This is a genomic window from Saccharothrix sp. AJ9571, from assembly GCF_021725495.1.
Lineage (GTDB): Bacteria > Actinomycetota > Actinomycetes > Mycobacteriales > Pseudonocardiaceae > Amycolatopsis > Amycolatopsis magusensis.
This window is the reverse complement of record NZ_CP091382.1, coordinates 3,514,608-3,535,837: the sequence shown is the minus strand read 5'-3', so window position 1 is coordinate 3,535,837 and position 21,230 is coordinate 3,514,608. Positions and strand designations below refer to the sequence as shown.

The window sequence follows — 21,230 nt, the reverse complement described above, 5'->3', positions numbered from 1 at the left end:
ATACCGCCAGTATTCGAAGGTGATCCCGGTCACTGTTAGGGTCCGGCCCATGACGGCGATCGTGCAGAACGTGGTGACCTCCGGCGTCTTCGAACTCGACGGCGGCAGCTGGGAAGTGGACAACAACGTCTGGCTGATCGGTGATGACCAGGAAGTACTGGTGATCGACGCGGCCCACGACGCGGCCCGGATCGAGGACGCGATCGGCGAGCGCAAGGTGGTCGCCATCGTCTGCACCCACGCGCACAACGACCACGTCAACGCCGCTCCCGAACTGGCGGGCCGGACCGGCGCGCCGATCCTGCTGCACCCCGAGGACCGCGTGCTCTGGGACCTCACCCACGCCGACCGCGCCCCGGACGGCGAGCTCGCCGACGGCCAGGAGCTGACCGTCGCGGGCACCAGGCTCAAGGTGATCCACACGCCCGGCCACGCCCCCGGCGCGGTCTGCCTCTACGCCGCCGACCTCGGCACGGTGTTCACCGGCGACACCCTGTTCAACGGCGGCCCCGGCGCCACCGGACGGTCCTATTCGGACTACCCGACGATCAAGAAGTCCATTCAGGACAAGCTGTTCGGGCTGCCCGAGGACACCCGCGTGAACACCGGGCACGGCGAGGGCACCACCATCGGCGACGAGAAGTCCGGCTCAGCCGGCTGGGACTGACGCGCCGAACGGGTTGTCGATCACGTAGCGCCAGAGCCCGTCCTCGCCGCGGCGGGCGACGTCGGTCGCGGTGCCGCTGATGCTGTCGCCGACCGTCCAGTCGACGATCAGCAGCGCGAGGTCGCCGACCACGTCGACCCGGCGCGGGCGCACGGTGATCGGCAGGCCGAGGCGCAGGAACTCCTCGTTCGCCCGGCGCCGTTCGACCCCGGTGACGCCGGTGCCGTCGCGGCGCACGAACACGGCGCCGGGCTCGTAGACCTGCTCGACGAGGTCGCTGTCGCCGCTGTTGAAGGCGTCGGCGAAAACGAACGGGTGCTTCTGGGCGTCGCCGGTGAGGCGCAGACTGGACATGTGCTCAGCGAAGCCGATGCCCTCGAAGGTCACCAAACGGAAACCTACGACGCCGAGTTGGTGCCGGACGCCCGTGGCCGCACGCGCCGCCCGGAACCGGACTGCCCGGTCGAAATCGCGCTGGCCGCGATCTCCGGCCGCTGGACCACGCTCGTGCTGCGTGAACTGATGGCCGGTCCGCGCTCGTTCGGCGAACTGCGGGAGGCGCTGCCCAGCCTGTCCGCCAAGGTCCTGACCGAACGGCTGACCACGCTGGCCGAACGCGGCCTCACCGAACGCACCGCGCTGCCGGGCTTCCCGCCGCGGACCAGCCACCGCCTGACGCCCACCGGGGAACGGCTGCGCCCCCTGCTCATCGAGCTGTACCGGACCGGCACCGCCATCGCCCCCCGTTGACCGCGAGGTCGCGCCGGTCATCGGGATGGGCGCGCCGGGCCGCCCAGCGGCACGACGTGTTCGTCCCGATGACCGGCTCAAAGCGACCTCGCCCGCCGCGCCGGAGGCGCGGCCGAACTACGCTGTCCTCGTGCGCTTTCTGGATGGCCATCGGCCCGCCAACGACCTGACCTACGACGACGTCTTCCTCGTCCCCAACCGCTCCGACGTGGAGTCCCGGTTCGACGTGGACCTGGCCACCGCGGACGGCACCGGTGCCACCTTCCCGGTGGTGGTGGCGAACATGACCGCGGTCGCCGGCCGCCGGATGGCCGAGACGGTGGCCCGCCGCGGCGGGCTGGTGGTGCTGCCGCAGGACGTGGACCCGGCCGCCGTGGCCGACATCACCGCCTGGGTCAAGAGCAGGCACGTCGTCTGGGACACCCCGCTCGTGCTGACCGGCGGGGACGCCGTCGCCGACGCGCTGAACCTGGTCGGCAAGCGGGCCCACGGCGCGGTCGTCGTGGTCGACGCGGACGGGCGGCCCACCGGCGTGGTCACCGAGGAGGCCTGCCAGGGCGTGGACCGGTTCGCGCGGCTGTCCGAGATCGTCGACCCGGCCATGGTCACCGTGCCGCTGGACACTGCTCCGCGCGAAGTCTTCGAGCGCCTGCACGAGCACGGCGACCGGCTCGCGCTGGGCGTCGACGAGACCGGGCGGCTCGCGGGCGTGCTCACGCCGGTCGCGGCGCTGCGGGCGGAGATCTACTCGCCCGCGCTGGACGCCTCCGGCAAGCTGCGCGTGGCCGCCGCGATCGGCGTCAACGGCGATGTGGCGGCGAAGGCGGAAGCCGTGCTCAACGGCGGCGTGGACGTGCTGGTGGTCGACACCGCGCACGGGCACCAGGAGAAGATGATCGCCGCGCTGAAGGCGGTCCGGTCGGTCTCGCCCGCGGTGCCGGTGGTCGCGGGCAACGTGGTCACCGCCGAGGGCACGCGCGACCTGATCGCCGCCGGTGCCGACGTGGTGAAGGTCGGGGTCGGCCCCGGCGCGATGTGCACCACGCGGATGGCCACCGGCGTCGGCAGGCCGCAGTTCTCCGCGGTCACCGAATGCGCGGCGGCGGCCCGTGAGCTGGGCAAGCACGTGTGGGCGGACGGCGGCGTGCGGCACCCGCGCGACATCGCGCTCGCGCTGGCGGCCGGCGCGTCGGCCGCGATGGTCGGCTCGTGGTTCGCCGGCACCCACGAATCCCCCGGCGACCTGCGCTACGACGAGCAGGGGCGGCCGTACAAGGAGTCGTTCGGCATGGCGTCGAAGCGGGCCGTCGGTGCCCGCACCCGCACGGACAACGTCTACGAGCGGGCGAAGAAGGGCTTGTTCGAGGAGGGCATCTCGTCCTCGCGCATGGCACTGGACCCGACCCGGCCCGGCGTGGAAGACCTGCTCGACTCGATCGGCTCGGGCGTGCGCTCGGCGTGCACCTACGCGGGCGCGCGCACGCTGGAGGAGTTCCACGAGCGGGCGGTGCTGGGCATCCAGTCGGCCGCCGGTTTCGCCGAAGGTCGCCCCCTCCCCGCCGGCTGGTGATGCCGTGAATGTGGCTTTCACGGCGTATTTCGCTGTGAAAGCCACATTCACGGCACTTACGGACTCTTTAGTGGTCCTCGAGCATTTCGGTCACCAGGGCGGCGATCGGTGAGCGTTCCGACCGCGTCAGCGTGATGTGCGCGAACAACGGGTGGCCCTTGAGCTTCTCGATGACCGCCGAAACCCCGTCGTGCCGCCCCACGCGCAGGTTGTCGCGCTGCGCCACGTCGTGCGTGAGCACCACCCGCGACGCCGTGCCGAGCCGCGAGAGCACGGTCAGCAGCACGTTCCGCTCCAGCGACTGCGCCTCGTCGACGATCACGAAGGCGTCGTGCAGCGAACGGCCGCGGATGTGCGTCAGCGGCAGCACCTCGAGCATGCCGCGGTCGAACACCTCGTCCAGCACGTCCTGGCTGACCAGCGCGCCGAGGGTGTCGAACACCGCCTGCGCCCACGGCTGCATCTTCTCCGACTCCGAGCCGGGCAGGTAGCCGAGATCCTGCCCGCCGACCGCGTAGACCGGTCTGAACACCACGACCTTGCGGTGCGCGCGGCGTTCCATCACCGACTCGAGCCCGGCGCACAACGCGAGCGCCGACTTGCCGGTACCGGCCCGCCCGCCCAGCGAGACGATGCCGACCTCGGGGTCGAGCAGCAGGTCGAGCGCGATCCGCTGCTCCGCGGACCGGCCGTGCAGCCCGAAGGCCTCCTTGTCCCCGCGGACCAGGCGGATGCGCTTGTCCGGGGTGATCCGGCCGAGCGCGCTGGAGCTGCCCGCCAGCAACCGCAGGCCGGTGTGGCAGGGCAGTTCACCCAGTTCGTCGAGGCCGAACTCGGCCGGGGTGACCGGCCCGTCGTGGAAGAGCGCGTCGAGCACCGGCTGCTGCACGTCGACGTCCGCCATGCCGGTCCACCCCGAGGGCGTGACCTCCTGCGCGCGGTACTCATCGGCCACGAGCCCCACCGCACCCGCCTTGACCCGGAGCGGGATGTCCTTGGTCACCAGCGTCACCGCTTCGAGCTCGACCTGCAGGTTCAGCGCGCAGGCCAGGATGCGGTGGTCGTTGGAGTCGGTGCGGAAACCGGGCGGCAACACGGACTGGTCCGAGTGGTTCAGCTCGACGTGCAGCGTGCCGCCGCTTTCGCCGATCGGAACCGGGGCGTCCAGCCGGCCGTGGGTGCGCCGGAGGTCGTCCAGCAGGCGGAGCGCCTCACGCGCGAACCAGCCCAGTTCGGGGTGGTGCCGCTTGGCTTCCAGCTCGCTGATGACCACCAGCGGCAGAACCACGGAGTGCTCGGCGAACCTGGTCACGGCCCGGGGGTCGGACAGCAGGACCGAGGTGTCGAGCACATAGGTGTGCCGCGGGGATTCTGGGGATCCGAGAACTTTCTCAGTGCCGTCGGCACTGGTCGAAGAGCGGCCGGAGGCCTTCCGGGGCAAACGCTGCGCAGTCACGACGGCATCTCCCTCGTGGGCGTGGCACCACGCCCGCACTCGCTGGGCCGGGCACTGCCCCGGTTGGTCCGCTCGGGCTTCGACGCGGTGCGCGTCAGCCTTCGCGGCCACGAGGGCCGGGTGCCGGCCCACTCGTGCGTATCACGAGCGGATGTCCCGCTCCTTCTACGACCGCCACGACCAGGGGCCTCCCGTGATGGCCCGCAGGGGTCGCGGTCCATCACTTCGCAAGCTACCTGCGTATGGCGGCCGCTGCAGGCAGCCACACAGGTGATTCGTCAAACCGTCATCTCACGGTCAGTCGCAGGTTACGAACAGGGAGTGAGAAACAGCCCTTTACCACGCTGGGTAGCCGGATTTGCGAGCTCTCACCGATTCGGGTGGCACGTCAATGTCCACTGTGCGGTTATCACGGGACACTGTGGACTTTTCCGGGATTCCCCAGTCAGGCCCCGGATGTGGCAACGCGCTCGTGAGCCGGATCGGCATTCACGGTCCGCTGAAACGGTCCGGTGGGTTCAGGAGCCGAACCGCCGGTGCCGGACCGCGTAGTCACGCAGCGCACGCAGGAAGTCGACGCGGCGGAAGGCGGGCCAGTAGGCCTCGGTGAACCAGAACTCCGAGTGGGCGGACTGCCAGAGCAGGAAACCGGACAGCCGCTGCTCGCCCGAGGTCCGGATGATGAGATCCGGATCGGGCTGTCCCGAGGTGTACATGTGCTCGGAGATGTGGTCCACGTCGAGGATCTTGGCCAGCTCGCGGATGCTGGTTCCCTCGTCGGCGTGCTGCAGCAGCAGTTTGCGCACGGCGTCGGCGATCTCCTGGCGGCCGCCGTAGCCGACGGCGATGTTGACCTCCATGCCGGTGCGCTCGTCGGTGCGCTCGGCGGCGGCCTTCAGCCGTTTGGCGGTGTGCTCGGGGAGCAGGTCGAGCGCGCCGACCATGCGCAGGCGCCACGCGGTTTCCGGGCCGGAAAGCTCGTCGACCACGTCGGGGATGATCTCGAGCAGCGCCTCGATCTCGTCGGAGGAGCGGCTGAGGTTGTCGGTGGACAGCAGCCAGAGGGTGACCACCTCGACCTCGGCTTCGCGGCACCAGCTGAGGAAGTCGGCGATCTTCTTGGCGCCGACCCGGTGGCCGTCGCTGACGTCGGTGAAGCCGGCCTCCCGCGCCCATCTGCGATTGCCGTCGAGCATGATCGCGATGTGCCGGGGGTGCCTGCCCGCGGCCTGCTGGATGAGGCGCCGCGAGTACGCGCTGTACACGATGTCGGCCACGAATGATCGAACGCTCACGTCGGCACAGCGTACGCAACCCGGCGGAGGTGGTGGGGCGCGCCACGGAGCACTGTGTTTTGACCTACGGTCCCGTAATCTTGGACAGGTGAGCTCCGCTACCGATACGCAACAACAACCGAAGCCGGGCCCCGAAAGCCGCCCTCGCCTGCGCGGGCACATCCACTTCTGGTCGTTCTTCGTCTCGCTGGTCGCCGCCGCGGCGCTCGTCACCCTGGCAGCCACGACGGTGTCCGGCCTCGCCGCGCTGGCCACGTCGGTGTACGGCCTGACGGTGCTGGGCCTGTTCGGCGTGAGCGCGCTGTACCACCGCCGCATCTGGAGCCGGAAGGCGTACCAGTGGATGAAGCGGGCGGATCACTCGATGATCTTCCTGTTCATCGCCGGGACGTACACGCCGTTCACGCTGCTGGCCATGTCCAAGCCCACCGGTTACGTCGTACTGGCCATCGTCTGGGGCGGCGCCGTCGCCGGGGTGGCGCTGAAGCTGCTGTGGCCCACCGCCCCGCGCTGGCTGGGCGTGCCGATCTACATCGCACTGGGCTGGGTCGCCGTCTTCGTGCTGCCGGAACTACTGGCCAGCGCCGGCGTCACCGCCCTGGTCCTGCTCCTGGTCGGCGGCGCCTTCTACACCGCGGGCGCGATCTTCTACGCCGTCAAGTGGCCGAACCACTGGCCCCACGTCTTCGGCTACCACGAGTACTTCCACGCCTGCACCGTGCTGGCCGCCGCTTCGCACTACGTCGCGATCTGGCTCGCCATGTACTCCTAGCAGCGGTTTTGCTGGTCTCCACCATGATCAGGCCGTCGCCAGGCACGGCCTGACCCCGGCACCGTTCTGCCGCCGTGGCGAACAGCCAGGTGCTTCCTGGCTGTTCGCCCCGGAGTCAGGGGATGTGCAGCAGGGCGGTGGCGTCGTTCAGGGTGGGTGGGTCCAGCGGGAAGTAGCCCTGCGGCGGGGTGGTGTCGGTGCGCACCTGTAGTGGCGGCAGCGTGGGGGCGCTCAGGCCCCAGCCTTCGAAGAGCGGTTGCAGGTGGGCCTCATAAGTACCGGGCGGAGGCGCGCCGAGGGCGATGGCCTCGCTGTGACCCAGGCTGCCTGCGACGAAGGTGTACCGCTCATCCGACACAGCCGCGAAGATGGCACCGGCGGGCGCCCACGAAAGCTCCATGTCCCACATGTCGAGGGTGTTTTCGCTCGCCTGCAGGTGCTTGTTGTGCGCGAAAAGCAGGGTCCCGCCGCGGAAGGATTCGGTGCGGCGGAGCGAAAGCAGGTTCTGCGCCATGAGCGCGTCCCGGACAGCGCCCAGTTCTGAGACCCGCGCGGGCATCGGCTCTACCGGCTTCGCGCATTGGGCGTGGTAGCGCAGCATGCCGAGACCAGCGGTGAGGTGCACTTCGGCGTTGAGCCAGGCCGCGCGTGAAGTGGTGGCGAGCAGCTTGGGGGCCCGCGAATACAGCAGGACCAGCATGTCATCGGCGAGGCATCGCAGGCGGGCGGCCTCAGGGCCGGCGCCTGGCGACTGACCGTAATCCATGACGGCTTCCGTGCGGCTCCAAAGCTCGTCGTCACCGGCGATACCGGCGATGTCGTCATCCAGGCCCAGGTAGTCCCGCGCGTGTTCCAGGTAGGGCCGCGGGCTCGGCGCGCTCATGGTTTCCATTGGGGCGTCGAAACCGTGGAAGGCCAGGCGGTCGGCAGCCGGGCGGTCGGCGTTGTACTCCCGCATCCAGGTGATCAGCCGCCGGTTCGCGTCCAGTTCGCCGAAGCCGTGGGTGAAGCCGGAGCGCATCACCTCGTCGAGGGTTCCCTTGCCCTCCTGGACATAGGCGTTCACGGCGAGCGCGGCCACGCGGTCGGTCTCCATGGCGATCGACCGGAAGCCGAGGTCGGCCAGTTGCGCGAACAGGTCGTTGCGCACGCGGGCGAAGGCCGGTTCCTGGTGCGTCGGCTCGCCGAAGGCCAGCACGTCCACGGAGCTGTTCACGAAGTCTCGAATGTCCTGACTCATGAGACTCAAGCGTATCGTTGAAAGCTCTGTTGAAACTCACGCGAGAACTACCACGGACAACGCCAGCAAAGTCTCAAGCATCGAGCAACGGTGCCCGCAGGAACTGTTCGGGCACGGCGAAGCCGTCCACCAGTGTGCGCGCGTGTGGGCGTAGTTCGGCGCACAGCGAGTTCACGGCGGCGACCACGGCCTTCGAGCGCGCCGAGGTGAGGCGGCCGTGTTCCAGGAACCACGCCCGGTCCGCTTCGATGTTCGACAGCGCATAGAGGTCGCAGACCCGTTCCAGCAGCGCCGCGACGGTGGGGTCCTGGCAGCGTGCGATGGCGGCGGTGAAGGCTTCCAGCACCAGGCGATCGACGTGGACACGACCCGCCCGCAGCACGTGGTCCTGCGCATCGTTGAAGGCGTCGAAGGGATCGCCTTCCTCCACGGCTTTGCGCAGGCGGCGGGCGACGCCGTCCAGCACGTGTTCTTCCCGGTCTTCGAACAGCTTCAGGTGCCATTCCCGGTTGAACAGGACGTCGTCGTCGCTCGCGGTGGCCAGCCGTTCGACGACCTTCCGCGCGGAGGTGCGTTCGATGACGGATTCGACGATCTGCTCGGCCACGAACCGCACGGTGGCGAACGGGCTGAGGTCCGAGAACTGTTCCTTGTAACTGGTCAGCAGGCCCTTCGCGACCAGCTGCAACAACACCGTGTTGTCGCCCTCGAAAGTGGTGAAGACATCCGTGTCCGCTTTCAGGGCGGGCAGCAGGTTTTCCGCCAGGTAACCCGCGCCACCGCAGGCTTCGCGCGCCATCTGGATGGTGGAAGTGGCGTGCCAGGTGGTGATGGCCTTGATGCCCGCGGCTCGCGATTCGAGTTCGCGTTGTTCCTGCTCAGGGGGCTCGAGGCCGAGGTCGTGCAGGGTGCTGAGCAGTTCCTCCTGCGCGAAGTGCAGGGCATACGTCTTGGCCAGAGCCGGAAGCAGTTTTCGTTGGTGCGCCCGGTAATCCAGCAGCACGACCTCTTCGCCGTCCGGCTTGAAGAACTGGCGCCGCCGCTCGGCGTACCGGACCGCCACGGCGAGTGCCCGCTTGGTCGCGTTGCCCGCGCTGCCCGCCACGCTGATCCGGCCGCGGATCAGCGTGCCCAGCATGGTGAAGAAGCGCCGGTTGTCGCTTTCGATCGAGCTCGAATACGTGCCGTCCTCGGCCACGTCGGCGAAGCGGTTCAGCAGTGCTTCCCTCGGCACGCGCACCTTGTCGAAGGACAACCGTCCATTGTCGACTCCGTTGAGGCCCGCCTTCTTGCCGCAGTCCTCGATGGTCACGCCGGGCGCGGGCTTGCCGTCGATCCGGATCGGCACCAGGAAAGCGTGCACACCACGGGATTCGCCGCCGGTGATCAGCTGCGCGAACACCACGGCCAGCTCACCGTCGCGCGCCGCGTTCCCGATGTACTCCTTGACCGCCATCGCGTCCGGCGTGTCGATGACGAAGCCGCCATCGTCGAAGGTCGCGGTGGTGCGCAGGTTCTGCACATCGGACCCGTGCCCGTGCTCGGTCATCGCGAAGCAGCCGAGCAGGTCGAGGCTGGTGATGCGGCGCAGGTACTTCTCGTGGTGCCGCGCGGTGCCCAGCAACTGCACGGCTCCGCCGAACAGCCCCCACTGGACCCCGGCCTTGACCATCAGCGACAGGTCACCGAAACCGAGCATCTCGAACGAAGTCAGCGAGCCGCCGACGTCCCCGCCACCGCCGTACTCCGGGTCGTAGCCCAGGCCGGGCCGGTCCGTGCGCGCCAGCGCCTGCATCTGCTCCAGCACCTGCGCCCGGTGCGCCTCGGTGTCCAAATCGGTGGTGTCGTGGAACTTCTCTTCCGCGATCTGCGCGCGGACGCCGCGCTTGAGTTCGGCCCACCGGCCGTCCAGTACCGCGGTCAGCGCTTCGGCTTGGACTTCGAGGTCGGGCACGGCTCCTCCAAGGGCTGGCTACTACCTACTGACTAGTAACCAGCCTGCCGCAGGACCAAACGCGACGCGACCCGCGTCACTCAACCGAGGTCCGGCCCCTTCGACCGCAGGTCGTCCACCTTGGACATGGCGTCCCGCAGCTCACCGAGCCAGCTGTCCGCGTGCTCCCCGACCAGCCGGACCGCCCACGCCAGCGCCTCCGACCGCGAACGCGCCACACCCGAGTCGACCAGCGTGTCGAGCACCAGACGCTCCGGCTGCCGCAGTCGCGTCATCACCGGCGCCGACACCGTGGTGAACAGCTCCTGCGTGCCGCCGAGCCGCGCGCCCCACGAGACCTTCCGCTGGTAGCGGTGTTCCGCCTGGCGGGCGATCTCGATGCGCTCGTCCCGCGTCTCCTCGCGGAACCGGCTGATCCGGCCCGACTCCGCAGCGCTGCGGGCAGCGTCGTCGTCGAAGTCGCCGTCGAGCGCCGGCAGCTCGCCGACCAGCAGGATCTCCTCCCGGTCGACCGTGACCCGCGGTGCTTCGGTGAACCAGCCGTCAGGCAACCGGCCGGCGAACCACGCCGCCGCGTCATCGGCAGGCGGTACCTCGGCCTGCTGGTAGCCACCTCGTCCGCGCCATCCTCGTCCCATCACTGCCTCCGTTGCAACGTTGATTACATGATTACGTTGCTTCTGACGTTACGCCGGAAAGCAGGCAAGGCGAGGTCCGTTCACTGACGGCGGACAGACCGGGTCAGAGCGACGCGCGCAGGTCCTCCACGCTGGTCACCGGCCGATCGCAGACGTAACCGCGGCAGACGTACGCCGCCGCCTCGCCCTCGACCAGCGGCCGGTCGGCGAGCAACGGCACGCCTTCGGCGTCGGGCACGCCGCCGAGCACGATGCCGCCGCCGTGCACCTGCCGCGCGGCTTCGGCGACCAGTTCCGCACGCGAAACCGCGTCCGGGCCGGTCACCGCGACCTGCACCGGACCGGACAGCAGCGCTTCGGCCACGCTCAGCCAGTGCCCGGCGAACCGCGGGATCTGCGAAGACAGCGCGCCGGTGCGGCTGATCGCCTGCTCGGCCGCGTCCCGATACCGGCCCGCGGCCGCCGAACCGGCCAGCGCCGAAGCCGTCAGCAACGCTCCCGCCAGCGCGGAAGCACCCGACGGGCTCGCGTTGTCCCCCGGGTCGGACGGCCGGTGGACCAACTGCTCGGCGTCGTCCGCAGTGTCGTGGAAGGCACCCGGCACCTCGGGGTCGGCGAACCGGGTCAGCGCGACCTCCAGCAGTTCGGTCGCGTCGGCCAGCCAGCGCGCCTCGCCCGTCGCCTGGTGCAGCGCGAGCAGGCCGTCCGCCAGGCAGGCGTAGTCCTCGAGCACCCCGGCCGCGTCCCCGACCACGCCGTGCCGCGAACTGCGGCGCAGCCTGCCGTCGGCCAGGTGGTTGTCGACCAGGTACCGCGCGGCCTCGGCGGCGGCGTCGATCCAGCGCGTCCGGCCGAGGGCGAGGCCGCCTTCGGCCAGCGCGGTGATCGCCAGCCCGTTCCACGCGGCGATCACCTTGTCGTCCAGCCCGGGTTGCGGCCGGTCGGCGCGAGCACGCAGCAGTGCCGAGCGCACGCCGTTCCACCGCGGTTCGTCGTCCGGGTCGAGCGGCAGCTGGAGCGTGGACGCGCCGCCTTCGAAGGTGCCCGCTTCGGTGACCTGGAACAGCTCGGCCGCCCACTCGGCGTCCTTCTCCCCCAGTACTTCGGTGAGCTGCTTGGGCGTCCAGACGTAGGTCAGGCCCTCGATGCCGTCGGTGTCGGCGTCGAGCGACGCGGCGAACGCGCCTTCCTCGGTGCGGAGGTCGCGGAGCAGGAACGCGGCGGTCTCGTCGGCGATCCGCTCGGCGAAGTCGGAGCCGGTGCGGCGCGCGAGGTGCGCGTACAACCGCAGCAGCAAGGCGTTGTCGTACAACATCTTCTCGAAGTGCGGCACCACCCAGCCGGCGTCCACCGAGTACCGCGCGAAGCCACCGGCGAGCTGGTCGTACAGACCACCGCGGCCCATCGCGTGCGCGGCGCGTTCCACAATGGACAGAGCTTCGGCGGAGCCGGTGCGTTCGTGGTGCCGCAACAGGAACTCCAACACCATGGACGGCGGGAACTTCGGCGCGCTGCCGAACCCGCCGTGGACCCGATCCTCGTCCTCGGCCAGTTTCGCCGCCGCACCGGCCAGTGCCTCATCGTCCACAACGGACTCTTTCAGCGGGCCGGTGCGTTCGGTGAGGTGCGCCATGATCTGCCCGGCGCCCTCCCGCAGCTCGTCCGGCCGTTCTGTCCACGCCTCGGCCACCGCGACCAGCAACTGCGGGAACGACGGCATCCCGGGGCGCGGGCGCGGCGGGTAGTAGGTGCCGCAGTGGAACGGCTCGCCCTCCGGGGTGAGGAAGCAGGTCATCGGCCAGCCGCCCTGGCCGGTCATCGCCTGCGTGGCGGCCATGTAGACCGCGTCGATGTCCGGGCGTTCCTCGCGGTCGACCTTGATGTTGACGAAGTTCGCGTTCATCAGCGCCGCGGTGCCCTCGTCTTCGAAGGACTCGTGGGCCATCACGTGGCACCAGTGGCAGGCGGCGTATCCGACCGAGAGCAGGATCGGCACGTCGCGGCGCTGGGCCTCGGCGAGCGCCTCCGGCCCCCACGGCCACCAGTCGACCGGGTTGTCCGCGTGCTGGAGCAGGTACGGGCTGGTCGCTGCGGCGAGTCGGTTCGACATGGGTCCAGCGTTCCAGAGGAAGCTGTGCCGCGCAGCGGCTCAACGGACCTGGCGGCCGGGGAAAACCAGGTGTACCGGACCAGGACCGGTCACCCACTGTTCCGGTGTCGCCGATTCCGGCCGAGACGGCTCGCCGGGCCTGCCACCGCGGCCGAGCCGTCCACTATGGACGCGTGCCGGTGACCCGTGCCTAGCTGGAGGGCTCGGCCTTGGTCTCGGCGGCTGCCTGGGCCTTGGTACCGGTCTCGGTTCCGGCGGGCTTGGCTTCGCTCGCCGGAGCCGGTTCCTCGTCGTTGTCGAAGCTGGCGGGCACCCGCTTGAGGTGCTTGGTCATCGAGCGGACCAGCAGGACCACGGCGATCAGGAACAGGATCAACACGAGCAGGCCGACGGGCGAGGACTTGCCGAAGTCCTCGCCCTGGCCGCCGTTGTCACCGTTGCCGGGCTGCTGGGCCAGCACCGCTGTCGCGGTGACCGGTGCCACGGCCAGGTCCGGCAGTACGAAACTCATGCGCTCACCTTCTCAGAGCTTGGCGGGGCGTCCTTCGTCCGCCCCCACGATGCCCGCGAACAAATCGTCCTCCGGAACCGTGCTGTCCACCAGCGACCGGACCAGCTCGTACTCCTCGGTCGGCCACAGCTCGCGCTGGATCTCCAGCGGGGTGGCGAACCAGCGGCTGTCCGGGTCGATCTGGGTGGCGTGCGCCTTGAGGGCCTCGTCACGCTGCTCGAAGTAGTCGCCGCACTCGACGCGGGTGGTCACCCGCTCCATCACGTCCGGCTTGTCGTCGCTCCAGCGCTTGAGCCACTCTTCATACGGCGACTCCAGGCCCGCCTCGAGCAGGGCCTCGTGCAGTGCGGTCATCCTGGCGCGGGAGAAGCCGTGCACGTAGTACAGCTTCAGCGGCTGCCACGGGTCGCCTGCCTCCGGGTACTCGTCCGGGTCACCCGCCGCGTCGAAGGCGGCCATCGAGATCTCGTGGGTGCGGATGTGGTCCGGGTGCGGGTAGCCGCCGTTCTCGTCGTAGGTGATGATCACGTGCGGGCGGAAGTCGCGGATGGCCTCGACCAGCGGGCCGGTGGACTCCTCGATCGGCACGGTGGCGAACGAGCCCTCCGGCAGCGGCGGCAGCGGGTCGCCCTCGGGCAGGCCCGAGTCGACGAAGCCGAGCCAGCGGTGCTGCACCCCCAGGATCTTCGCCGCGCGCGCCATCTCCTCGCGGCGGATCTCCGACATGTTCTCCAGCACCTCGGGCCGGTCCATCGCCGGATTGAGGATGCTGCCGGCCTCACCGCCCGTGCAGGTCACCACGAGCACTTCGTGCCCCTCGGCGACGTAGCGCGCCATCGTGGCCGCCCCCTTGCTGGACTCATCGTCCGGGTGGGCGTGCACCGCCATCAGCCGAAGCCCCATAACCGGCATATCCTTTCTCTGCGCTGACCCCACGTCGAGCCCCCAGACAGCCAACGCGGATACTCACCTCAGCTATTCCTTCCCCATTGTCCCCATCACCCCGACAAGACGGCCCGGAGGCCCGGTTTGCCCACCGAAACGCCCGCCCGCCTGCCGGAAGGCCGCTACGGCAAGCCGAAACGGCCGGCGCCGAAGCGGTGGCGGACGTGGGCGCTGAGCGCGGCGGGCCTGCTGGTCGGCGGTGCGGTGGCGGTACTGGCCTACACCAACCTCGGCACCGCGCCGATCGAGGGCGAGCGCCGGTTGTTCACCGAGCTGCCCGGCGACGCGATGGAGATCACCGTCGACGTGACCCGCGACGAGCCGGAGCGCCCCGGGGTGTGCATCGTGCGGGTGCGCGACATCACCGGCGCGGAGAGCGGGCGGCGGGAAGTGCTCGTACCTCCCGGGGAGAGCGGCACCGCGGTGAAAGCGGTGATCAAAAGCCGCGGTCGCCCGGTGACCGCCGACGTATTCGGTTGCTCTTACGAAGTACCGGAATATTTGTCAACCCCATAGCGGCCAACGGGGTGAACGGGGCGGTCAACGTCCGTTCAACGGTCTGTGGAGCGGCCTGGGAGCCGCTCCTCGTGTTATGCTGATCTACCGGCACGGCCCGAGGTGGGCCGTGTTTTTCCTTTATTCCTGCCTCGCCGGCGAGCCACGTCGGGCGAGGTAGCCGGCTTGCATACCCAAGACCGGCAGGCCCGACGAGGAGATGGTGACCGTGAGCGACACCCAGGTGACCTGGCTGACCCAGGATGCCTACGACAGGCTCAAGCACGAGCTCGACGAACTCATCGAGAATCGTCCGGTCATCGCCGCGAAGATCAACGACAGCCGGGAAGAGGGCGACCTCAAGGAGAACGGTGGCTACCACGCCGCCCGTGAGGAACAGGCCCACCAGGAGTCCCGCATCCGCCACCTCCAGGAGCTGCTGCGCGCGGCCAAGGTGGGCGAAGCCCCGGCCAACGACGGACTCGCGGAGCCCGGCAAGATTCTCACCGTGCGTTATGACGGTGACGACGAGGACGAGAAGTTCCTGCTCGCGACCCGTGAGGAGGGCGCCGAGGGCGACCTCGACGTGTACTCCCCGGAGTCACCGCTCGGCCGCGCCCTGCTCGGCGCGAAGGAGGGCGAGGCTCGCGAGTACGAGCTGCCCAACGGCAACACCCAGAAGGTGACGCTGGTCAAGGCGGTCCCGTACACCGGCTGAGCCGCCGCTTCCTCTCCAGCTGAGATCCCGACCTGAAAAATGCACGCCCGGCCGTGAGTTGTGCCCATGGCCGGGCGCGCATGTTTCCGGTTAGCTTCGAAGCAAAGCTTTGGGAGGCAGTTTTGAGCGACTTACCTATTTGCGGGACCTGCGGGACCCAGTACGCGACGCCACAGACCGAATGCCAGATCTGCGAGGACGAACGCCAGTACGTCCCGCAGTCCGGCCAAACCTGGACCTCTCTCGCCGCCATGCGGGCCAGTGGTGACTATTCGGCACGCATCGAACACCCGGGCGAAGGGTTGATCGAAATCGGCACCGAACCCCGGTTCGGCATCGGCCAGCGCGCGCTGCTGGTCCAGGCCGCTTCGGGCAACTTCCTCTGGGACTGCGTCACCTACCTCGACGACGAAATCGTCGCGGCGGTCGAGGCGGCCGGGGGCATCACCGGACTGGCCATCAGCCACCCGCACTACTACACCACCATGGTGGAGTGGGCGAAGGCCTTCAACGTGCCGATCTACCTGCACGAGAAGGACAAGGACTGGATCGCCCGCCCCGACGACTCGATCGAGCTGTGGAGCGGCGACTCCAAGCAGCTCGCCGACGACCTCACGCTGATCAACCTCGGCGTGCACTTCGACGGCAGCACGGTGCTGCACTGGCGCGACGGCGCCGCGGGCCAGGGCGCCCTGCTCACCGGCGACATCGTGCAGGTCATCCCCGATCGCAAGTTCGTCGGCTTCATGTACAGCTACCCGAACCTGATCCCGGAGCGGCCGAGCATCGTCAAGCACGCCGCCGAAATCCTGGAGCCGTACCGGTTCGAGAAGCTGCACGGCGCGTGGTGGAACTCCTCCATCAACGCCGACGCGCACGGCATCGTGCAGCGGTCCGCGAAGCGCTACCTCGAGCACGCGCGCGACTGACCCACCGCCGAATGCTATGAGTGGGGCATTACTTGCGTTCATTGCAAGTAATGCCCCACTCATAGCATCGGGCCTGGCTCCCTACGCCCCCCGCGCGGTGCGCTCCAGCAACGGGCGCACCCGCGGTGGGACGGGGGTGGACAGCGCCACCGAGGTGGAGGTTCGCAGCACGTCCGGCACGCCGACCACCGCGTCGATCACCCGCTGCAGGTCGTCGTTGTCGCGGGCCACCATGCGCACGAACAGATCGCCCTGCCCGGTGGTCGCGTGCACCTCGCACACCTCTTCGATCGCGGCCAGCGCCGCCGCCACCTCGGTCCGGCGGCCCTGCGCGATCTCCAGCCAGGCGAACGCGGTCAGCCCGTAGCCCATCGCACCCAGGTCCAGTTCCGGCGGGAAGCCGCCGAGCACACCTCTCGCGGCCAGCCGGTCCAGCCTGGCCTGTACGGTTCCGCGTGCCACCCCCAGCCGCCGCGCGCATTCGAGCACGCCGAGGCGCGGGGCGTCGGTGAGCAGCAGGAGCAGGCGCGCGTCGAGGTCGTCGAGGGCTTCGGACATGGGTGATCTCCTGCGCAGGTTGTCCACTCTGACCGGCGGGTTCCCGGTTTCCTTGAGCATACTGCCCAGTGAATTCGACGACTGTTGCTCATCTTGCCCGGCAGGCTGATGCTCAGTGGCATGACGCACACACTCGACCCACAAGGCGCACTCGACGACGTCAGCTATGACCAGCTGCGTCAGCTCGTCGGCCTCGTCGACCACGACGCGTCGGCCGACCCGTTCCCGGTGAAGGCCATGGACGCCGTGGTCTTCATCTCCGGCAACGCCACGCAGACCGCGTGGTTCTACCAGGTGGCGTTCGGCATGCAGCTGGTCGCCTATTCGGGTCCCGAGACCGGGCACCCCGAGCGGAAGTCGTTCGTGCTGAAGTCCGGTTCGGCGCGGTTCGTCATCAACGGCGGGGTCAAGCCGGACTCCCCGCTGCTGGATCACCACCGCCGCCACGGCGACGGCGTCACCGACCTCGCGCTCGAGGTCGCCGACGTGGACAAGTGCGTCGAGCACGCCCGCGCGCAGGGCGCGACCGTGCTCGACGAGCCCTACGAGATCTCCGACGAGCACGGCACCGTGCGCATCGCCTCGATCGCGACCTACGGCGAGACCCGCCACTCGCTGATCGACCGCTCCCGCTACACCGGCCCCTACCTGCCCGGGTACGTGGCCCGCGAGAGCACCGTCAAGCGGCCGGAGGGCGCGCCGAAGCGGCTGTTCCAGGCGGTCGACCACTGCGTCGGCAACGTCGAACTGGGCAAGATGGACTACTGGGTGGACTGGTACCACCGGGTGATGGGCTTCGTGAACATGGCGGAGTTCGTCGGTGACGACATCGCCACCGAGTACTCGGCGCTGATGAGCAAGGTGGTCTCCAACGGCAACCACCGGGTGAAGTTCCCGCTCAACGAGCCGGCCATCGCGAAGAAGAAGTCGCAGATCGACGAGTACCTGGAGTTCTACGGCGGCGCGGGCTGCCAGCACATCGCGCTGGCCACCAACGACATCGTGAACACGGTCATCGCGATGCGCGCGGCCGGTGTGGAGTTCCTGGACACCCCGGACTCCTACTACGACGACCCGGAGCTGCGGGCGCGGATCGGCAAGGTGCGCGTGCCGATCGAGACGCTCAAGGAGCACCGGATCCTGGTCGACCGGGACGAGGACGGCTACCTGCTGCAGATCTTCACCAAGCCCATCGGCGACCGCCCGACGGTCTTCTACGAGCTGATCGAACGCCACGGCTCGCTGGGCTTCGGCAAGGGCAACTTCAAGGCCCTCTTCGAAGCCATCGAGCGAGAACAAGAACGCCGCGGCAACCTCTGACCCACCGGGGCATCGCTCGCCCCACGCGAGCGATGCCCACCCCGCCAAGTCCCCGCTCACGCACCCGACCCCCACGCTCACGCACCCGAACCCCACACTCGGGTAGCCGACTTCCACACTCAGGCAGCCGAACTCCACGTTCAGGCAACCGAGTCCGGCGCTCACGCAGCTGAGTTCCACACTCGGGCGTGCTGCCAGGGCGTCTCCGGCCTGCCCGGGTCGGGATCTCGGCGAGCCCGGATACGGGGCTCACCTGCCTGGATGTGGGGCTCGCGCCCGCCAATGTGGGACTCGGCTCCCTGAACGTGGAACTCGTGCTCCCCGGTGGGCAACTCGGCTGCCGGAACGTGGGACTCGCGAGGCCCGGTGTGGAACTCGGCTGCACGAACGTGGAGTTCGGGTACGAACGTGGGACTCGGGTGCGTGAGTGTGGGGTTCGGGTGCGTGAGTGTGGGGTTCGGCTGCACGAATGTGGGGTTCGGGTGTGTGAGTGTGGAACTCGGGGGCGTGGACGTGGAGGCGGGTGGGAGAGTTAGGTGACGGTGTAGCCGGCGCGTTGTAGGGCGGCGCCTACTTCGGCGCAGTGTTCCGGGCCCCGGGTTTCCAGGTTCAGCGAGACCTCGACCTCCCCCAGGCGCAGGGCGCCCGAGATCCGCGAGTGCTCGACGTCGACGACGTTCGCGCCCAGCTCGCTCACCTTCGACAGGACCCCGGCCAGCGAGCCCGGGCGGTCCGGGACCCGCAGCCGCAGCTTCAGGTAGCGACCGCCCGCGCTCATGCCGTGCTGGATGATCTGCAACAGCAGCAGCGGGTCGACGTTCCCGCCGGACAGCACCGCCACGATCGGCGGTTCGAAGGCGCCCGGGTGCTGCAGCAGGGCCGCGACCGCCGCCGCGCCGGCGGGTTCGACGACGAGCTTCCGCCGTTCCAGGCACAGCAGGACCGCCCGCGACAAAGACTCTTCGGTCACAGTGACCACGTCGTCCACCATCTGGGACACGTGGGCGTAGCTGACCGGCCCCGGTGAGCCGACCGCGATGCCGTCGGCCATGGTGCTCAGTGAGCTCAGCCGGACGGGTTTCCCGGCCGCCAGCGAAGGCGGGAAGGCAGCCGCGTTCTCCGCCTGCACGCCGATCACCTTCACCTCCGGCCGCACCGCCTTCACCGCTGAGGCGACCCCGCCGACCAGGCCACCCCCGCCGGTGGCGACCAGGATCGTCGCGACGTCGGGCACCTGTTCGAGCACCTCCAGCCCGACCGTGCCCTGCCCGGCGATGATGTCCGGGTGGTCGAACGGGTGGATGAACACCGCGCCGGTCTCCTCGGCGAAGGCGATCGCTTCGGCCAGCGTCTCCTCCAGCACGTCGCCGTGCAGGTGCACGTCGGCGCCGTATCCCTTGGTCGCCGCCAGTTTCGGCAGCGGGACGCGCTGGGGCATGAACACGGTGGACTTCGCGCCGAGCAGGGCCGCGGCCAGCGCCACGCCCTGCGCGTGGTTCCCCGCGCTCGCGGCGACCACACCACGCGCGCGTTCCTCCTCGCTCAGCCCGTGGATGCGGGTGTAGGCGCCCCGGATCTTGAACGACCCGGTGCGCTGGAGGTTCTCGCATTTGAGGTGGACGGGACCGCCGTGGAGTCGCCGCAGGTCACGCGCGTGCTCCATCGGGGTTTTGCGGACCACGCCGGCCAACAGGGTCCGGGCCGCCTGGATCCGGTCGAGATCAACCAGTTGCATGCCTGGGGATGATGCCAGCTTCACCGACTTCGGCAGAGGACCTTTGCCGGACCAGGTACCCTGAAGCTCGTCACCGGTTTTCCACAGGGAGCGAAAGCATGTCACGGGTGTTCACCGCGGGCCGGTCGGTCGGTGTGCTGCCCCTGATCGCCGGTCTGGCCTCGGCCGTCGCGCTCACCGGCGCGGCTTTCTACACCGTGGACGCCGCCGGCTGTGGGGACCCCGGCCAGTACGTCCGCCACGACGACCACGTCGAGCTGATCGGTGGCTGCGTGGACGGCGCCTCGCTGCCGCACACACCGGAGAAGACCGGCACCGAGACCAGTCACTCGAACTACCGCCCCTGAGGCGCGGCGCCCACTCGGCACCGCGCCCGGCAGCGAAAGCTCAGCCGAGGGCCTTGAGCAGGTCGTCCAGCAGGTCCCGGCTGTCTTCGATGCCGACGGACAGGCGCAGCAGCTCCGCGGGTACCTGCAGCGTCGAGCCCACCACGCTGGCGTGCGTCATCCGCCCCGGGTGCTCGATCAGCGACTCGATGCCGCCCAGCGACTCCGCCAGGATGAACAGTTCGGTCCGCGCGGCGGTGTCCAGCGCGGCCTGCTCCCCGTCGGCGTGGGTGAACGAGACCATGCCGCCGAACCGGCGCATCTGCTTCGCCGCGACCTCGTGGCCGGGGTGCTCCGGCAGCCCCGGGTAGTACACCTTGGCCACCTTCGGGTGCGCGACCAGCGCGTTCGCGATCAGCTCGGCGTTGTCGCAGTGCCGCTCCATGCGCACGGCGAGCGTCTTGATGCCGCGCAGGGTGAGGAAGGCGTCGAACGGGCCGGGCACCGCGCCGGAGGTGTTGCGCATGAAGAACAGCCGCTCGCGCAGCTCGTCCTCGTTGGTGATGACCGCGCCACCGACCACGTCCGAGTGGCCGCCCAGGTACTTCGTGGTCGAGTGCAGCACGAGGTCGGCGCCGAGCGAGAGCGGGTTCTGCAGGTACGGGGTGGCGAAGGTGTTGTCCACCACCAGCCGCGCGCCCGCCGAGTGCGCCAGGCCGGACAGCGCGGCGATGTCGGCGATGCCGAGCAGCGGGTTGGTCGGCGACTCGCACCAGACCAGCTTGGTCTCCGGGCGGATCGCCGCGCGCACCTCGTCGAGGTCGGACAGGTGCGCCACCGAGTACTCCACGCCCCAATGCGTGAGCACCTTGTCGATCAGGCGGAACGTGCCCCCGTAGGCGTCGTCGCCGAGGACCAGGTGGTCGCCGGGGCGGAGCAGGGTGCGCAGCACGGCGTCGGTGGCGGCCATGCCGGAGGCGAAGGCCAGCCCGTGGCGGCCGCCTTCCAGTGAGGCCAGCGCCTGCTCGAGCGCGGTGCGTGTGGGGTTGGCGGTGCGCGAGTACTCGTAGTCGCCCTCGCGCGTACCGCCCACGCCGTCCTGGGCGTAGGTCGAGGTCTGGTAGATCGGCACGATGACCGCACCGGTTCGCGGATCGGGCTCTTGGCCCGCGTGGATCGCGCGCGTTTCGAACCCGAACCTGAAGACGTCGTCAACCATGATCCCAGGGTACGACCCGCGA

Annotated in this window: 21 protein-coding genes; 9 read left to right on the top strand and 12 right to left on the bottom strand. The window is 69.5% G+C overall.

Translation table 11 applies throughout. From position 1 onward, the window contains the following. The first annotated feature begins 49 nt into the window (after window positions 1-49). On the top strand, window positions 50-667 hold the full coding sequence (locus L3Q67_RS16045; protein WP_499190257.1) for an MBL fold metallo-hydrolase: 618 nt from the start codon (window positions 50-52) through the stop codon (window positions 665-667). Here the strand turns inward: L3Q67_RS16045 and L3Q67_RS16040 are convergent. Then, window positions 650-1,021: a YybH family protein gene (locus L3Q67_RS16040; protein WP_499190256.1), complete on the bottom strand. Its 372-nt coding sequence runs from the start codon at window positions 1,019-1,021 to the stop codon at window positions 650-652. The two genes, L3Q67_RS16045 and L3Q67_RS16040, sit on opposite strands and share 18 nt — an antisense overlap. Here L3Q67_RS16040 and L3Q67_RS16035 point away from each other — a divergent pair, their 5' ends adjacent. Next, window positions 1,022-1,417 (top strand): winged helix-turn-helix transcriptional regulator, encoded by a 396-nt coding sequence (locus tag L3Q67_RS16035; RefSeq protein ID WP_499190255.1) that lies wholly within the window; start codon window positions 1,022-1,024, stop codon window positions 1,415-1,417. It begins immediately after the preceding gene. A gap of 130 nt (window positions 1,418-1,547) precedes the next feature. Further along, the gene (guaB1, locus tag L3Q67_RS16030) at window positions 1,548-2,987 is read left to right on the top strand and encodes a GuaB1 family IMP dehydrogenase-related protein (RefSeq protein WP_499190254.1); all 1,440 of its coding nucleotides are present in this window, start codon (window positions 1,548-1,550) and stop codon (window positions 2,985-2,987) included. Between the two features lie 67 nt (window positions 2,988-3,054). On the opposite strand, the gene phoH2 is transcribed toward guaB1, so the two are convergent. Both phoH2 and L3Q67_RS16020 read right to left on the bottom strand, forming a co-directional pair. After that, window positions 3,055-4,338, bottom strand: coding sequence for a PhoH family protein (gene phoH2, locus L3Q67_RS16025; RefSeq protein WP_499190253.1), 1,284 nt, complete (start codon window positions 4,336-4,338; stop codon window positions 3,055-3,057). Window positions 4,339-4,961: 623 nt separating this feature from the next. Continuing rightward, the gene (locus L3Q67_RS16020; RefSeq protein WP_499190252.1) at window positions 4,962-5,738 is read right to left on the bottom strand and encodes an isoprenyl transferase; all 777 of its coding nucleotides are present in this window, start codon (window positions 5,736-5,738) and stop codon (window positions 4,962-4,964) included. Window positions 5,739-5,826: 88 nt separating this feature from the next. Between L3Q67_RS16020 and trhA the strand changes: the two genes are divergently transcribed. After that, complete coding sequence (trhA, locus tag L3Q67_RS16015; RefSeq protein ID WP_499190251.1) at window positions 5,827-6,510, top strand: PAQR family membrane homeostasis protein; 684 nt, start codon at window positions 5,827-5,829, stop codon at window positions 6,508-6,510. Between the two features lie 115 nt (window positions 6,511-6,625). On the opposite strand, the gene L3Q67_RS16010 is transcribed toward trhA, so the two are convergent. The 6 genes from L3Q67_RS16010 to mca form a co-directional block, all read right to left on the bottom strand. After that, window positions 6,626-7,750 carry an erythromycin esterase family protein gene (locus L3Q67_RS16010; protein ID WP_499190250.1) on the bottom strand — a complete coding sequence of 375 codons (1,125 nt, stop codon included), beginning with the start codon at window positions 7,748-7,750 and terminating at the stop codon, window positions 6,626-6,628. A gap of 73 nt (window positions 7,751-7,823) precedes the next feature. Next, window positions 7,824-9,704: an acyl-CoA dehydrogenase family protein gene (locus tag L3Q67_RS16005; protein ID WP_499190249.1), complete on the bottom strand. Its 1,881-nt coding sequence runs from the start codon at window positions 9,702-9,704 to the stop codon at window positions 7,824-7,826. A gap of 80 nt (window positions 9,705-9,784) precedes the next feature. Then, window positions 9,785-10,342 (bottom strand): ATP-binding transcription factor AbmR, encoded by a 558-nt coding sequence (gene abmR, locus L3Q67_RS16000; protein WP_499190248.1) that lies wholly within the window; start codon window positions 10,340-10,342, stop codon window positions 9,785-9,787. A 103-nt stretch (window positions 10,343-10,445) separates the two neighbouring features. Further along, entirely contained in the window at window positions 10,446-12,452 is a 2,007-nt protein-coding gene (locus tag L3Q67_RS15995; RefSeq protein ID WP_499190247.1) for a thioredoxin domain-containing protein, read from the bottom strand. Window positions 12,453-12,642: 190 nt separating this feature from the next. Beyond that, entirely contained in the window at window positions 12,643-12,963 is a 321-nt protein-coding gene (locus L3Q67_RS15990; RefSeq protein ID WP_499190246.1) for a hypothetical protein, read from the bottom strand. A 12-nt stretch (window positions 12,964-12,975) separates the two neighbouring features. Continuing rightward, complete coding sequence (gene mca, locus L3Q67_RS15985) at window positions 12,976-13,875, bottom strand: mycothiol conjugate amidase Mca (RefSeq protein ID WP_499190245.1); 900 nt, start codon at window positions 13,873-13,875, stop codon at window positions 12,976-12,978. A 117-nt stretch (window positions 13,876-13,992) separates the two neighbouring features. Here mca and L3Q67_RS15980 point away from each other — a divergent pair, with 117 nt between their 5' ends. From L3Q67_RS15980 to L3Q67_RS15970, 3 genes are all read left to right on the top strand, one after another. Beyond that, window positions 13,993-14,424 (top strand): DUF4307 domain-containing protein, encoded by a 432-nt coding sequence (locus L3Q67_RS15980; RefSeq protein WP_499190244.1) that lies wholly within the window; start codon window positions 13,993-13,995, stop codon window positions 14,422-14,424. 199 nt (window positions 14,425-14,623) lie between these two features. Further along, complete coding sequence (greA, locus tag L3Q67_RS15975) at window positions 14,624-15,121, top strand: transcription elongation factor GreA (RefSeq protein WP_209662382.1); 498 nt, start codon at window positions 14,624-14,626, stop codon at window positions 15,119-15,121. Window positions 15,122-15,243: 122 nt separating this feature from the next. After that, window positions 15,244-16,050 carry an MBL fold metallo-hydrolase gene (locus tag L3Q67_RS15970; RefSeq protein WP_499190243.1) on the top strand — a complete coding sequence of 269 codons (807 nt, stop codon included), beginning with the start codon at window positions 15,244-15,246 and terminating at the stop codon, window positions 16,048-16,050. An 81-nt stretch (window positions 16,051-16,131) separates the two neighbouring features. Here L3Q67_RS15970 and L3Q67_RS15965 read toward each other — a convergent pair whose 3' ends face one another. Further along, a complete protein-coding gene (locus L3Q67_RS15965) occupies window positions 16,132-16,608 on the bottom strand; it encodes an Lrp/AsnC family transcriptional regulator (RefSeq protein WP_499190242.1) in 477 nt (158 codons plus the stop codon). Between the two features lie 120 nt (window positions 16,609-16,728). Between L3Q67_RS15965 and hppD the strand changes: the two genes are divergently transcribed. Then, window positions 16,729-17,928, top strand: a complete 1,200-nt coding sequence (gene hppD, locus L3Q67_RS15960) for a 4-hydroxyphenylpyruvate dioxygenase family protein (protein ID WP_499190241.1) — start codon at window positions 16,729-16,731, stop codon at window positions 17,926-17,928. Window positions 17,929-18,460: 532 nt separating this feature from the next. Here the strand turns inward: hppD and ilvA are convergent. Next, window positions 18,461-19,663: a threonine ammonia-lyase gene (gene ilvA, locus L3Q67_RS15955; protein ID WP_499190240.1), complete on the bottom strand. Its 1,203-nt coding sequence runs from the start codon at window positions 19,661-19,663 to the stop codon at window positions 18,461-18,463. Window positions 19,664-19,761: 98 nt separating this feature from the next. On the opposite strand from ilvA, the gene L3Q67_RS15950 reads away from it, so the two are divergent. Continuing rightward, a complete protein-coding gene (locus tag L3Q67_RS15950; RefSeq protein WP_499190239.1) occupies window positions 19,762-20,010 on the top strand; it encodes a hypothetical protein in 249 nt (82 codons plus the stop codon). A gap of 40 nt (window positions 20,011-20,050) precedes the next feature. Here the strand turns inward: L3Q67_RS15950 and L3Q67_RS15945 are convergent, their stop codons facing one another. Continuing rightward, window positions 20,051-21,208 carry a cystathionine gamma-synthase gene (locus L3Q67_RS15945; RefSeq protein WP_209662399.1) on the bottom strand — a complete coding sequence of 386 codons (1,158 nt, stop codon included), beginning with the start codon at window positions 21,206-21,208 and terminating at the stop codon, window positions 20,051-20,053. Between the last annotated feature and the right edge of the window lie 22 nt (window positions 21,209-21,230).

Excerpts from the sequence above, each read along its gene's own strand:
- L3Q67_RS15965 (WP_499190242.1), bottom strand. The coding sequence starts at position 16,608 with ATGTCCGAAGCCCTCGACGACCTCGACGCGCGCCTGCTCCTGCTGCTC.
- greA (WP_209662382.1), top strand. The coding sequence starts at position 14,624 with ATGGTGACCGTGAGCGACACCCAGGTGACCTGGCTGACCCAGGATGCC.
- mca (WP_499190245.1), bottom strand. The coding sequence starts at position 13,875 with ATGCCGGTTATGGGGCTTCGGCTGATGGCGGTGCACGCCCACCCGGAC.
- L3Q67_RS15990 (WP_499190246.1), bottom strand. The coding sequence starts at position 12,963 with ATGAGTTTCGTACTGCCGGACCTGGCCGTGGCACCGGTCACCGCGACA.
- L3Q67_RS15945 (WP_209662399.1), bottom strand. The coding sequence starts at position 21,208 with ATGGTTGACGACGTCTTCAGGTTCGGGTTCGAAACGCGCGCGATCCAC.
- abmR (WP_499190248.1), bottom strand. The coding sequence starts at position 10,342 with ATGGGACGAGGATGGCGCGGACGAGGTGGCTACCAGCAGGCCGAGGTA.
- L3Q67_RS15950 (WP_499190239.1), top strand. The coding sequence starts at position 19,762 with ATGTCACGGGTGTTCACCGCGGGCCGGTCGGTCGGTGTGCTGCCCCTG.
- hppD (WP_499190241.1), top strand. The coding sequence starts at position 16,729 with ATGACGCACACACTCGACCCACAAGGCGCACTCGACGACGTCAGCTAT.
- L3Q67_RS16040 (WP_499190256.1), bottom strand. The coding sequence starts at position 1,021 with ATGTCCAGTCTGCGCCTCACCGGCGACGCCCAGAAGCACCCGTTCGTT.
- L3Q67_RS15995 (WP_499190247.1), bottom strand. The coding sequence starts at position 12,452 with ATGTCGAACCGACTCGCCGCAGCGACCAGCCCGTACCTGCTCCAGCAC.
- L3Q67_RS16010 (WP_499190250.1), bottom strand. The coding sequence starts at position 7,750 with ATGAGTCAGGACATTCGAGACTTCGTGAACAGCTCCGTGGACGTGCTG.
- L3Q67_RS16045 (WP_499190257.1), top strand. The coding sequence starts at position 50 with ATGACGGCGATCGTGCAGAACGTGGTGACCTCCGGCGTCTTCGAACTC.
- ilvA (WP_499190240.1), bottom strand. The coding sequence starts at position 19,663 with ATGCAACTGGTTGATCTCGACCGGATCCAGGCGGCCCGGACCCTGTTG.